The sequence below is a fragment of the Lysobacter xanthus genome (assembly GCF_047159895.1).
The window spans coordinates 68,421-81,298 of record NZ_BAAGAB020000003.1; the positions used below are offsets into that span (position 1 = coordinate 68,421).

12 protein-coding genes are annotated in these 12,878 nt (G+C 71.6%); 7 read left to right on the top strand and 5 right to left on the bottom strand.

What is annotated here, in order from left to right; all coding sequences use genetic code 11:
* Nucleotides 1-2: 2 nt before the first annotated feature.
* The gene (locus ACY35P_RS02280; RefSeq protein WP_462114203.1) at nucleotides 3-1,685 is read right to left on the bottom strand and encodes an alkaline phosphatase; all 1,683 of its coding nucleotides are present in this window, start codon (nucleotides 1,683-1,685) and stop codon (nucleotides 3-5) included.
* 172 nt (nucleotides 1,686-1,857) lie between these two features.
* On the opposite strand from ACY35P_RS02280, the gene ACY35P_RS02285 reads away from it, so the two are divergent.
* Nucleotides 1,858-3,183, top strand: coding sequence for a dicarboxylate/amino acid:cation symporter (locus ACY35P_RS02285; protein ID WP_462114204.1), 1,326 nt, complete (start codon nucleotides 1,858-1,860; stop codon nucleotides 3,181-3,183).
* Between the two features lie 28 nt (nucleotides 3,184-3,211).
* Entirely contained in the window at nucleotides 3,212-3,700 is a 489-nt protein-coding gene (locus ACY35P_RS02290; protein ID WP_462114205.1) for an acyl-CoA thioesterase, read from the top strand.
* 51 nt (nucleotides 3,701-3,751) lie between these two features.
* Here ACY35P_RS02290 and ACY35P_RS02295 read toward each other — a convergent pair whose 3' ends face one another.
* Nucleotides 3,752-4,393 carry a C40 family peptidase gene (locus ACY35P_RS02295; RefSeq protein ID WP_462114206.1) on the bottom strand — a complete coding sequence of 214 codons (642 nt, stop codon included), beginning with the start codon at nucleotides 4,391-4,393 and terminating at the stop codon, nucleotides 3,752-3,754.
* A 167-nt stretch (nucleotides 4,394-4,560) separates the two neighbouring features.
* Nucleotides 4,561-5,109: a C40 family peptidase gene (locus ACY35P_RS02300; protein ID WP_462114207.1), complete on the bottom strand. Its 549-nt coding sequence runs from the start codon at nucleotides 5,107-5,109 to the stop codon at nucleotides 4,561-4,563.
* Between the two features lie 119 nt (nucleotides 5,110-5,228).
* Between ACY35P_RS02300 and ACY35P_RS02305 the strand changes: the two genes are divergently transcribed.
* Nucleotides 5,229-5,708, top strand: coding sequence for an FKBP-type peptidyl-prolyl cis-trans isomerase (locus ACY35P_RS02305; RefSeq protein WP_462114208.1), 480 nt, complete (start codon nucleotides 5,229-5,231; stop codon nucleotides 5,706-5,708).
* 117 nt (nucleotides 5,709-5,825) lie between these two features.
* Here the strand turns inward: ACY35P_RS02305 and ACY35P_RS02310 are convergent, their stop codons facing one another.
* Nucleotides 5,826-7,412: a M4 family metallopeptidase gene (locus ACY35P_RS02310; RefSeq protein ID WP_462114257.1), complete on the bottom strand. Its 1,587-nt coding sequence runs from the start codon at nucleotides 7,410-7,412 to the stop codon at nucleotides 5,826-5,828.
* Nucleotides 7,413-7,902: 490 nt separating this feature from the next.
* Here ACY35P_RS02310 and ACY35P_RS02315 point away from each other — a divergent pair, with 490 nt between their 5' ends.
* The 3 genes from ACY35P_RS02315 to hutG all read left to right on the top strand — a co-directional run bounded on the left by ACY35P_RS02315 (nucleotide 7,903) and on the right by hutG (nucleotide 11,438).
* Nucleotides 7,903-9,177, top strand: a complete 1,275-nt coding sequence (locus ACY35P_RS02315; protein ID WP_462114209.1) for an NAD(P)/FAD-dependent oxidoreductase — start codon at nucleotides 7,903-7,905, stop codon at nucleotides 9,175-9,177.
* An 85-nt stretch (nucleotides 9,178-9,262) separates the two neighbouring features.
* Nucleotides 9,263-10,621 (top strand): glutathione-disulfide reductase, encoded by a 1,359-nt coding sequence (gene gorA, locus ACY35P_RS02320; protein WP_462114210.1) that lies wholly within the window; start codon nucleotides 9,263-9,265, stop codon nucleotides 10,619-10,621.
* A 13-nt stretch (nucleotides 10,622-10,634) separates the two neighbouring features.
* A complete protein-coding gene (hutG, locus tag ACY35P_RS02325) occupies nucleotides 10,635-11,438 on the top strand; it encodes an N-formylglutamate deformylase (protein WP_462114211.1) in 804 nt (267 codons plus the stop codon).
* 1 nt (nucleotide 11,439) lies between these two features.
* Here hutG and ACY35P_RS02330 read toward each other — a convergent pair whose 3' ends face one another.
* Complete coding sequence (locus tag ACY35P_RS02330) at nucleotides 11,440-11,850, bottom strand: antitoxin Xre/MbcA/ParS toxin-binding domain-containing protein (protein WP_462114212.1); 411 nt, start codon at nucleotides 11,848-11,850, stop codon at nucleotides 11,440-11,442.
* 147 nt (nucleotides 11,851-11,997) lie between these two features.
* On the opposite strand from ACY35P_RS02330, the gene ACY35P_RS02335 reads away from it, so the two are divergent.
* Complete coding sequence (locus ACY35P_RS02335; RefSeq protein WP_462114213.1) at nucleotides 11,998-12,744, top strand: trypsin-like serine protease; 747 nt, start codon at nucleotides 11,998-12,000, stop codon at nucleotides 12,742-12,744.
* Nucleotides 12,745-12,878 lie beyond the last annotated feature (134 nt).

Sequence of the window (12,878 nt, forward strand, 5' to 3'; positions counted from 1 at the left end):
GCTCAGCGCGCGGCGCGGAACGATTCGGGCATCGACACGGGCACGCCGTTCGCGTCGCAGCCGCCGGCGCGGCAGACCGCGGTGCGCAGTCGCGGCGTCGCCTGCAGCAGGATGTGGAAGATCGCGTTCTCCTCGAGCGAGCCGCGCACGGCCTCACTGCCCGGGCCGCGGGCCCAGATGCCCACGTCGTCGCCGCCGTGCGATTCGTTCGCCATCGGCACGATCGACTCCTGCAGGTAGTCCGGATCGGTCGTGTCCACCTTCGAGAGGTCCGGCCGTCCGGTCGCGGCGCGCGTGCCCTTGGTCGCATGCGGATGGCGCTTCGGCCCTTCCGGCTGCGCGTCGCTCGCGCCGACATAGCCGGGCCCGTTCGCGTAGTTGAGCGTGGTGTACGGCTTGCCGAGCGCGTCGAGCGCGTAGTCGCCCTCGCCATCGCCTTCGCCGCTCGTGCCGCGGACCTTTCCGAGGATCGGATTGCCGCGCACCGGATAGCCGCTGAAGCTCAGCGTGTGCGAATGGTCGGCGGTGACCAGGATCAGCGTGTCGTCCGCGGACGTCGCCTGCACCGCCGCGCGCACGGCATCGCTGAAGGCGATCGTCTCGGTCAGCGCGCGATACGCATTGCCCTCGTGGTTCGCGTGGTCGATGCGCCCGCCTTCGACGAGCAGCACGTAGCCGTCGCGGCCCTGCGAAAGTCGCGCGATCGCCGCGCGCGTCATCGTCGCCAGGTCGGGTTCGCCGCCGGTGTCGGTCGGGCGGTCGTGCTCGTAGCGCATGTGGCTCGGCTCGAACAGGCCGAGCAGCGGCGCGATCGACGGTGCGTCGGCGAGCTGTCGCGCATTCCAGACGAACGCGCCGCCCGGGTGGCGCCCGCGCCAGGTGGCGACCAGGTCGCGGCCGTCCTGCCGGCGGCCGGTCTTGTCCGGGTATTCGGGATCGGCGGCCGTGGCGGGCATGAAGTTCGAGCGGCCGCCGCCCATCAGCACCTTGATCCGGTCCGCATGCGGCGACTCGACCAGCTGGCGCGCGATGTCCGCGCAGCCCTGCGTGCGCGCCGCGGCGGGCAGGTCGCCGTCGCTCTCCCAGTTGCGGTCGGGTACGTGGCTGAAGGTCGCCGCGGGCGTGGCGTGGGTCACTCGGGTGGTGGTCACGATGCCGACATCGAGCCCGTCCGCGGCCGCCAGCTCCCAGAGCGAGGTGAGCGGATGGCGCAGCGCCTGCGCGCAGTCCCCGCGCGGCGCCTCGGGTCCGATCGAGATCACGCCGATGCGCGTCTTCACGCCGGTCGCGATCGCCGTCATCGTGCCGGCCGAGTCCGGGGTCTGCGAGTCGACGTTGTAGGTCTTGCTGAGGCCGGTGGACGGGAAGTCCTCCCAGGCGAGGCGGTTCTCCTCGCCCGGATGCCCTTGGCGCTGCCCCTCGAGGATGCGTGCGGCGGCCACCGTGGTGAGGCTCATGCCGTCGCCGAGGAAGACGATGACGTTCTTCGCTCGCCCGCCCATCGCGCGGCGCGCGGCGGCCTGGGAGGCGCCGTCGCGGAACCACCACGCACTCGATTCGCCGGTCGGCCGGTCGACGACGGGCACGTCCACCGCGACGCCGCGGGCGAGCGGCGCCGGCGCGGCGCAGGCGCCACACAGCAGGGTGGCGGCGAGGGCGAGCAGCGGAACGGGCAGTCGGGACATGGACGGGCAGGCGGGCAGGGAGCCGGCGATTATGCCGAGCCGCGCCGTGGATCCGCGCGATGCGCATGCGCCCCCTGCGTCGCGCCGGCGGGACGCTGAGGCGACGGCCGCGTCGTCGCCCGCCGTCGCGCCCTCCGCTATCGTGCCGGTTCGACCGTTTCCGGCCCCGCCCATGTCCCTCGTCCACGCCTGGCTCCGCATCCGGTTCTGGAAGCGCGTCCTGCTCGGCTTCGCGCTCGGCGCGCTCGCGGGCTGGGCGCTGGGACCGGCCGCGTCGACGTGGTTCGGCCCGCTGGGCGACCTCTACGTGCGCCTGATCAAGATGATCGCGGTGCCACTCGTGTTCTTCGCGGTGGTCAACGCGGTGTCCGCCCTGCACGGGCAGAAGTCGATGGCGAAGCTCGGTGGCCGCACGTTCCTGTGGTTCGCGCTGACGGCGGTGATCGCGGTCGCCATCGGGCTCGGCGTCGGCACGGTGATGCAGCCCGGCGTCGGTGTCGCGCGGCTCGCGGTCGATCCCGAATTCGTGCCGCGCGATGTCCCCAGCGTGGCGAAGGTGCTGCTGTCGGTGGTGCCGGAGAACCCCTTCCAGGCGATGACCGGCATCGGCGCGACGAAGAACGCCGCGGGCGAGACGGTGCTGGCGGCGGGCAAGGGCTCCATCCTGCCGGTGATCTTCTGGGCGGCGCTGCTCGGAATCGCGATGGTGAAGCTCGGCGAGCGCACGCCGCGCCTGCGCGAGCTGATGGGCGAGGGCCGCGACGTGATGGTGCAGGTCACGCGCTTCGTCCTCGAGGTCACGCCGATCGGCACGTTCGGGCTCATCGCCGCGCTCGTCGGCGAATTCGGCTTCTCCAAGCTGCTGCCGCTCGGCAACTTCGTGCTGGCGCTTTACATCGCCTGCGCCCTGCACATCGTGCTGACGTACGGCGGCCTGCTGCTCGCGCACCGGCTCAATCCGCTGCGGTTCTTCCGTGGTGCGTTCCCTGCGATGCAGGTCGCGTTCGTCAGCTCGTCGAGCTTCGCGGCGATGCCGGCCTCGCTCAATGCGGCGACCCGCAACCTCGGCGTCGACAAGGACTACGCGGCGTTCGCGGTGCCGCTCGGTGCGTCGATCAAGATGGACGGCTGCGGGGCGATCTATCCGGCGCTGTGCGCGATCTTCATATCGCAGTACACGGGCGTGCCGCTCACGCCCGACCAGTACTTCATCGTGCTGATCGCTTCGGTGCTCGGCAGCTTCGGCACCGCGGGCGTACCCGGCACCGCGGTGGTGATGGCGACGGTGGTGCTCTCGGCGGCGAACCTGCCGCTCGAGGTGATCGGCTACCTATACGCGATCGACCGCGTGCTGGACATGATGCGCACGATGACCAACGTCACCGGGCAGGTGCTGGTGCCGGTGCTCGTGGCGCGCGAAACCGGCCTGCTCGACGTCGAGCGCTACAACGCCGCGCATGCGGACGTCGGGCCGGACGAAGCGGCGGAAGCGGCCTGAGCACGGCGCCCGTGGTACACCGTCGCCCATGAGCGACCGCGAACTCACCCTGCGCTTCCTGGCCCAGCCGACCGACGTCAACTACGGCGGAAAGGTGCACGGTGGCGCGGTCATGAAATGGATCGACCAGGCCGGCTACGCCGCGGCGGTGGCCTGGAGCGGGCATTACTCGGTGACGGTCGCGGTGGGCGGCATCCGCTTCCTCGCGCCGATCCGCATCTCCGACCTGGTCACGCTGCACGCCAAGCTGGTCCATACGGGCACCACCAGCATGCATTTCGCGGTCGAGGTGCGGGCGCGCGATCCGAAGGATCCGGCCACCGGCGACCGCCTCTGCACGCACTGCGTCATCGTCTTCGTGGCGCTCGACGCACCGGAGGGCCAGCCCGTGCCGGTGCCGGCCTGGACGCCCACGTCCGAGCAGGACCGACGCCTCGCCGAATACGCACGCGAGGTCATGACGCTCAGCCGCGGCATCGAGCCGATGCTCGAAGGCCTCCCCCCGCTGGCCCCCTGAAACGCGGAAGGCCGCCCGGAGGCGGCCTTCGATCTGCGCGATGCGGCTCGGTCAGATGCCGGCGACGCGGCGGGCGGACACGAACTTGCCGCTCCAGTAACCGGTGTCGAGGTTCGAGACGGTGACATCGCGGCCGGTGCGCGGGGCGTGCAGGAACTTGCCCTCGCCGATGTAGATGCCGACGTGGTCGACGCCGCTGCTGTGCGTGCTGAAGAACACGAGGTCGCCGGCGGTCATCTGGTTGCGGTCGACCTGCGCGCCGGTCTGCGCCATCTCGCGCGAGACGCGCGGCAGCTCGATACCGAGGGCATTGCGGAAGACGTAGCCGACGAGGCCGCTGCAGTCGAAGCCGCCGTCCGGCGAGGTGCCGCCCCAGCGGTAGGGCGTGCCCAGCAGCGCGAAGGCGCGGGACAGCACGCTCTGCACGCGGCCCGTGGCCGCACCCTGCGTCGCGGTGGCGCTGCGGGCGCCCGGCGCGATGAGGCGGTTGATGTCCGAGGCGAGCATCAGCGCGCGGTCGGACAGGCTCATGGAATCGGGGAGCGCGGCGCGGGTGTCGGCCGGCGTATCGGCGCTGTCCGCGCCCATGCCCGCGGTGTTCACCGGGTCGGCGAACGCGGGGAGCGCCGCCAGCGCCAGAAGGGCTGCCAGGGCGGCGCGAGTGAAAGAGCGGTTGAGCTTGTTGCCGGTCATCACCGGGACCTCACGATTTCGTCACCGGGCCATCATGCCCGCCAGACGGAGGCGTTTGGTTAGCAAGTCGTTACCCCACCGTTAATTCGTGGGGTCGGTGTCCCAGAAATGGGCTTCAGCGTCGTGACGGCGGCCGTACCCACTGCCGCTTGGGCGTGACCGCGCCTTCACCTCAGGATGCGGCGTGCGCCAGCGAACCGGACGGCCCAGTACGGGCCGTCCGCGCGGTCGAGCCGCACCGTGCCGCCGGTGCTCGGCGCATGCACGAAGCGACCCTCGCCGACGTAGATGCCGACGTGGCTGACGATCGATCCGTCGCCGAACACGACCAGGTCGCCGCCTGCCATGCGCATCGGGCCGACCGGTTCACCCGTGCGGGCGAGCTCGGACGAGCTGCGGGGCAGGGGCCGGTCCAGCATGTCGCGGAACACGTAGCCGACGAGCCCGCTGCAGTCGAAGCCGCCCTCGGGCGTGTTGCCGCCGTACCTATAAGGTGTTCCCACCAGCGAGATGGCGCGCATCAGCACGGCGTTCGCGGCGTCGGGGCGTTCCGGTGGAACCGCGGGCCAGACCGACGGCAGCGCGATCCGGGCCACCGGGCGTGCCGGTCGCGTCGCAGGCGCCGGCCCGCCGCAGCCCGCCAGCGCCAGCGCAAGCAGCGCCGCGACGCTCGCTGGCGCGCGGTATCGCTTGCCGGGATAATGCGCGGTTTCCATCGTCGGCCAGCTTGACCGCTCCTTCACGGGCCGGCAAGGCCGCCGGTCCCGCCAGCCGCCGCGCCCGACGCGGTGATGCCGGTCCCGCCCAGTCCGCCGCCGGCGGCACCAGGAACCCCATGAAGATCGAGAACAACAGCGTCGTCCGCTTCCATTACTCCGTCGCCGAACAGGGCCAGGAGTCCATCGAGTCGTCCGAGGGCCGCGAGCCCCTCGCCATCCTGATCGGCCACGGCAACATCATCCCGGGCCTCGAGGAGGCGATGATGGGCCGCGAGCAGGGCGAGAAGTTCGAGGTCGACGTGCCGGCCGCGCAGGCCTACGGCGAGCGTCGCGACGGGCTGACCCAGCGCGTGCCGAAGAAGCATTTCGAGGGCCAGCCGCTGCACCCGGGCATGCAGGTCGTGCTCAACACCAACTTCGGCCCGCGCGCCGTGACCATCGAGAAGGTCGGCATGACCGTCGTCGACGTCGACCTCAACCATCCGATGGCCGGCAAGGACCTCCACTTCTCGATCGAACTGGTCGAAGTGCGCGAGGCGTCGGCCGAGGAACTCGAGCACGGCCACGTGCACGGCGAGGGCGGCCACCACCACTGAGGCGCGAGCGCCCGTGGACGTCCGACGGCTCGCTTCGGCGGGCCGTTTTCATTGCGCGACCCCTAAACGGAAACGGCCCGCCGAGGCGGGCCGTTCCGTGAAGCGGGGACGCCGGCGTCAGTTGACGCTGGTGGCGCTCCACGCGGCCGCGACCGCGTTGTACTCCGGCGAACCCGAACCGTAGAGATCACGCGCGGCGTTGAGCGTCGCGACGCGGGCCTGCGGATACGTGGTGCTGGAGGTGAAGTAGACGTCCATCGCCTTGTACCAGATCGCCGCCGCCTTGGCGCGACCGATGCCGACGAGGCCGGTGTTGCCGTTGCAGACCAGGCTCGACGGGGTCAGGTTGTAGGTCGACCCGGCGCCGAAGCCCGACGGCACGACGGCGCCTTCGGCCAGCAGGTAGAAGAAGCGGTTCGCGACGCCCGAGGTGTAATGCGGATCGTTGCGGCGCGAGAAGCCGCGGCTCGGATAGCAGACGAACGACGCGCCGTCCATGTCCTGCTTGAACATCCGGCGCAGGCCCTTGGTCTGGTCCGGATTGTTGATGTAGATCTTCTCGCCGACCACGTAGTCGCCCGCGTCGTTGGCGTTGTTGACGTAGAACTCGACCATCGTGCCCATGATGTCGGACGAGGCCTCGTTCAGGCCGCCGGCGTCCGCCGAGTAGGCGAGGCCGTTGACCGCCGAGGTCACGCCGTGGGTCATCTCGTGGCCCGCGACGTCAAGCGCGACCAGCGGCTTGTAGGTCACGCCGTCGCCGTCGCCGTAGCGCATGCAGAAGCAGGCGTCGGACCACGAGGCGTTCACCCAGTTGCTGCCGACGTGCACGAGGCTCTTCGCGCCCACGCCGTCGTTCTTGATGCCGGTGCGGCCGAAGGTGTTCTTGTAGTAGTCCCACGTCGCGGCGACGCCGTACGTGGCGTCGACCGCCGCGGTCGCGCGGTCACTGTTGCTGCCGTTGCCCCAGGTGTTGTCGGCGTCGGTGTAGATCGTGCCGGTGGTCGACGTCGTCGAGCCGTTGGCGTTGTCGAGCGTCGTGCCGTTGCCGCGCAGCGTGTCGCGCATCTCGTAGCCGGTCGCCGTCGAGTTCGTGCTGATCGAGACGGTACCGAGGGTCAGCGAGTTGCCGGTGCCGGTCGCGCCGGCGGTGTGCACGCCGTCCCAGGCGTCGATGACGCGGGCGTTGTTGGCGTCGACGAAATAGTGCATCTCGGTCGGCGTCTGGTCGGCGCGGGCGCCGCTCATCACGACTTCCCATGCCAGCACCGGGCGCTCGCCGCGGGCGTACACCACCTTGCGGGCGGTCGGCATGCCTTCGAAGCCGGTGCCGAACTCGGCGCCGGCGGCCACGATCGCCTCGTCGGCGCTCACGCGCGCGGCGGTGTCCGGACGGCCGCGGGTCGCGAGGGACTTCGACACGCCGCGCAGTTCACCATTGCGCGAATGCATCACGAAGTCGCCGCCGATGACGGGCAGGCCGAGGTAGCTGCGGGTGAAGCGCACGTGCTCGGTGCCGTCGGCATCGACGACCACGTTGCGCACGGCGAAGCCGTCGCCGGTCGCGCTGGCGATCTCGGCGGCGCTGCGGTCGAGCAGGCCGCGGGCGCGATCGGCGGCCGGGTTCGCGTTGGACGCGGCGACGGAATACGCGGAGGCGCCGAGCGCGGCGAGGATGGAAACCGCGAGGACGCGGGACTTCATGGACATGGATACCCCTGATCGGTTCGATGGACCCGGCATGGCCGGTGGTGCCGGATCGGAAGATCCGGGCGCCGGCGGCTGGCGATCCATGCGACCAGCAGGCTGCAGGTCGAACGTAGGCAAAACCGGACACGTGAAGTCGGACTTCATGCAGGAAGTGAGCGGCAAGTCACACTAATGGCCCGTTCATGAGCTGTTTTGTTGCGCCGCACCACGACGGTTTGCGATAGCGACCCGGATCCGTCGGTGGATAAGAGGTGGTTCGATCGGCACGCGCCGACAGGGGCCGACGGCGGCCAATGCCCAGCCGCAGCCATGGCCCGTGGCGCCATCGGTGGAACCGTGGGGGCGTCGCGCGGTGTTTCAGACCCCGCCGCCCATCCGCGCCCCCATGCGAAACTTCGCCTCCCGCGCAGAAGGCGGGCGCCCCAGTCCGCACGTCCGGACCGGCCGCCCGGGCGTGGAACCGACCGCGAAGGCCCCGACACCCGTGAATTCCACGACCGGCTCCGACACCCGCGACGTGCTCGTCATCGGCGGCGGCGTGGTCGGCCTGGCCTCGGCGCTCGCGCTCGCCGAGGCGGGCCGTTCGGTGCACGTCCTCGAGGCGGGCCGCGTCGGTGGCGGCAGCTCGCACGGCAACTGCGGGACGATCACGCCCAGCCATGCGCCGCCGCTGGCCGCGCCGGGCATGGTGCTGCGCGCGCTGTCGATGATGCTGACGCCCGATGCGCCGCTGTACATCCGCCCGCGCCTCGACCCCGCGCTGTGGCGCTGGTTGTGGGCGATCCGCGGCCGTTGCAATGCGGCGCACTGGCGGGAGAGCGCACACGCCAAGGCGGCCCTGCTCAACGACTCGCGCGAGCGCCTCGAGTCGTGGGTGGCGCACTACGGGCTCGACTGCGAATTCCTCCCCACCGGCGAGGATTACGTCTTCCGCGATCCGCGACGCTTCGAGGCGGGCCAGCACGAACTGGAGCTGCTGCGCGCGCTCGGCATCGCCGTCGAGGTGATCGAGGGCACGGCCTACGAGACGGCGGAGCCGGCGATGCGGCCGGGCGTCGCCGGGGCGATCCGCTTCGACGGCGATGCGGCGTTGCGCCCGGACCGCTATGTCGCGGAGCTCGCACGCGTCGCGCGCGAACGCGGCGTCGCCATCGACGAGCAGCGGCCGATGCAATCGCTGCGACAGGACCGCGACCGATTCGTCGCCACGACGCCGCAGGGCGACGTCGCGGCGCGCGAGGTCGTGGTCGCGGCCGGCGCCTGGTCGCCGCGGCTCGCCGGGGCCGTCGGCCTCGACTGGCTCGCACGCACGATCCAACCGGGCAAGGGCTACTCGATCACCTACGACCCGCCGACGCTCGCCCCGCGGCGGCCGCTGGTGCTGCGCGAGCGCGCGGTCTGCGTGACCGCCTGGGCCAGCGGCTACCGCCTCGGCAGCACGATGGAATTCGCCGGCTACGACGAGCGTCTCGACCCGCGCCGGCTCGGCGCGCTCGAGCGCGGCGCGGCCGAGTACCTGCGCGAACCGACGGGCCCGCGCGAGCGCGAGCGCTGGTTCGGCTGGCGACCGATGTCGCTCGACGACGTGCCGCTGATCGGCGAGGTGCCGGGGCGACGCGGCCTGTGGCTCGCGACGGGGCACGGGATGATGGGCGTCGGCATGAGCGCCGGCACCGGCCAGTTGCTCGCCGACCTCGTCGCCGGGCGCGAGCCCGCGATCGATCCCGCGCCCTACCGGCCCGATCGCTTCGTGCGCTGACCGCGCAACGCCGCGTATCGCCACCGCCGCGCCGCGATGACGGATGCGCGGGCCTAATGTCGCGATACCCGCTTCCGAGCCCGCCATGCCCGACGCACGCAGCGACTTCGACCTGATCGTGATCGGCGGCGGCTCCGGCGGCCTGGCCGGCGCCTTCCGCGCGGCCGGCTACGGCGCGCGCGTCGCCCTGCTCGAGCCCGCCGCGCTCGGCGGCACGTGCGTCAACGTCGGTTGCGTGCCGAAGAAGGCGATGTGGCTCGCGGCGGAAGTCGCCGGCAAGTTGCGACAGGCGGCGGCGCTCGGCTTCGCGGCGAGCGAATGCGCCTTCGACTGGCCGACCTTCATCGCCCATCGCGAGCGCTACATCGAGGGCATCCACGCGGGCTACCGCCGCCGGCTGGAGGCCGCGGGCATCGCACTGCTGCCGAGCCGCGGCACGCTCGTCGGCCCGCGCCGCGTCCGCATGGACGACGGCGTCGTGCTCGCCGCCGACCATGTGCTGCTCGCCACCGGCGGGCATCCCGTGCGCCCCGATATCCCGGGGGCCGAACTCGGCGGCGTCTCCGACGACTTCTTCGCCTGGCGCGCCGCGCCGCCGTCGGTCGCGATCGTCGGCGGTGGCTACATCGCGGTGGAACTCGCCGGCGTGCTGCAGATGCTCGGCAGCCGCGTCACGTTGCGCGCGCGCGGACCGCGCCTGCTCGACAGTTTCGACGAGGAGATCGTCGCGCAGTTGCAGGAGGACTACCGCCACCTCGGCGTCGACATCCGCACCGGCACCGCGACGACGGCCGTCGAACGCATCGAGGGCGGGCTCCGGCTGCAGGATTCGACGGGCGCCTGGAGCGATCCGGTCGACGAGGTGCTCTTCGCGACGGGCCGCCGGCCGAACACGGCGGGACTGGGGCTCGACACGGCGGGTGTCGCGGTGGACGCACGCGGCTACGTGCCGGTCGATCCGGTCGGCCGCACGACGGTCGATGGCCTGTATGCGGTCGGCGACCTCACGCCGATGCCGGCGTTGACGCCGGTCGCGATCGCCGTCGCCCGGCGGCTGATGGATCGCGTCTTCGGCGGCCGCGAACGCAACGTGCTGGCGCTCGACCACGTGCCCACCGTCGTTTTCACCCACCCGCCGATCGGCCGCATCGGGCCGACCGAAGCCGAAGCGCGCGCGGTGCATGGCGACGACGTGCACGTGCTGCGCGCGGGCTTCCGGCCGATGCTGCATGCGCTGTCGGGATCGCCGCACCGCAGCCTGTTCAAGATCGTCTGCGTCGGCGACGACAGCCGCGTCGTCGGCCTCCACCTGCTCGGCGACGCGGCCGACGAGATGCTGCAGGGCTTCGCCGTCGCGATGCATCGCGGGCTCACGCTCGACGACCTGCACGATACGATCGCGATCCACCCCACCAGTGCCGAGGAAGTCGTGCTGATGCGCTGAGCACGCGGCCCGCATGACCGACGTCGTCGAAACCGAGACCTACACGCTGCACCGCGGCCACGCGCCGCTGCTGGTGAGCCTGCCGCACGACGGCAGTGCGATCCCGCCCGAACTCGCGCGGCGCATGACGGCCGAAGCGCGATGCGCGCCGGACACCGACTGGCACGTTTCGCGCCTGTACTGCTTCGCGCGGGACGTGCTCGGTGCGTCGTTGCTCGTGCCCAAGCATTCGCGCTACGTGGTCGACCTCAACCGGCCGCCGGACGACACGTCGCTGTATCCGGGGCAGAACACCACCGGCCTGTGCCCGGTGCGACGCTTCAGCGGCGAGCCCGTCTATGTCGATGGCCACGAGCCGACGGCGGCCGAGATCGACGCCCGCATCGCGCGCTACTGGCGGCCGTACCACGATGCGCTGGCCGCGGAGCTCGACCGCCTGCGCGTCGCGCACGGACGCGTGCTGCTGTGGGAAGGGCATTCGATTCGCGGCAGCGACCTGCCGTTCCTGTTCGACGGCCGCCTGCCGGACCTCAACGTCGGGACGTCCAGCGGCGCGAGCTGCAGCCCCGGCGTGCGCGTCGCGCTCGAAGGCGTGCTGGCCGGGCAGGGCGAGTACGACTGGGTGGTCGACGGCCGCTTCAAGGGGGGCTACATCACGCGCCACTACGGCCGGCCGGAGGCCGGCGTCGACGCGGTGCAACTCGAAACCAGCCAGCGCGCCTACATGGACGAGGCGACGGCCGCCTACGACGACAACCGGGCCGCGCGGCTGCAGCCGCTTCTGGAGCGCCTGCTGCGCGCGGCGCTCGGCGGCTGATTCACCAGAGGCAGTCCTTGCAGTGATGCTCCATGTGCGCCACGACGCGGCGCAGGCCGTCGGTGGAGCGCAGCAGGTCGCGCGGCCGCGCGCCGAGCTCCGGCTCCTCGGCATCGAGCCAGCGATGCACGAGCTCGGTCGAGCCGTAGACGTCGCCCAGGGCGCGGTGCAACCGGACGAGCAGCAGCGTACGTTCGGCAAGGTCGCTTCCCGGCGTGATCCGGGAGTCGCCGGCGAGAATCCCGGCAGCGGTCGGCGGATCGACGTCGAGCGTCGGGCCCAGCGCCTCGGCATCGAGGCCGAGCCCGGTCGCCGCACGCCGCGCGTCGAGCGCCAGGGCCTCGGCGGACGCGCGAGCGTTGCCGCGGACGACGTCGAGGGCGTGCAGGGTCGGGGCAGGGCGCGCTTTCATGCGCCGAGAGTGGGCGCAGCCGGATGACGAGGTGGTACAGGAGGGCCAGCCGACGAGAACGTCGTTCAGGCGCCGGATCGGCCAGTGACGGCGTGGTGCACTGCACAGCCGGTGCAGACTGGCGGCTCCCCCGACATGGGGATGCACATGCGACAGAGGATCCTCGCCACCGCCCTGCTGGCCCTCGCCCTGCCGGCCGCCGCGATCACGTACGGCACGCTCGACGGCCAACGCCATCCGCAGACCGGCGCGCTGGTCGGGCACTTCGATTCGGGCACGTACCCGTACTGCTCGGGCACGCTGATCTCGCCTACCGTCTTCCTCACGGCCGCGCACTGCGACCTCGGCAATGCACGCGTCTTTGTCTCGTGTGACCCGGCGATCACGGGCTCGTCGACGCTGCTCGCCGGCACCTACTACGCCGATCCGCGCTACGACCAGGTCCAGAGCGATCCGCACGACATCGCCGTGGTCGTCCTCGACCGGCCGGTGAAGGGCATCACCCCCGCGAAGCTGCCGAAGGCCGGCAGCCTCGGCGCGTTCGCGGTCGGCGCGAAGTTCACCGCCTCGGGCTACGGCAGCGGCGAAGTGGTGAACCAGCCGGGCGGGCCGGTGAACCCGTACTACGACGTGCGCGAGTACGCGGTCAGCTCGCTCAGCGCCATCAACCCCGCGTGGCTGCGCCTGTCGCAGAATGCGGCGACCGGCAACGGCGGCACCTGCTACGGCGATTCGGGCGGCCCGAACTTCATCGGCGCGGGCACCGCAGAGACGACCACGCTCGCGGGCACGACCATCACCGGTGACTCGCTGTGCAAGTCCACGAATGTCATCTACCGGCTGGACACGCCGGACGCACGCGCCTTCCTGTCGAGGTTCGTCGTGCTGCCCTGAGTCGCTTAAAAAAAAGAAGGCCCGCTCCGGCGGGCCTTCTTCGTTGTGCAGCCGGCGGCGGTGCGTTCGCGCGTCGCGGGACTCCCGTGCCGCGGCCAACACCCGACCGGGCTCCGAGACGCGACGGCCGGCGC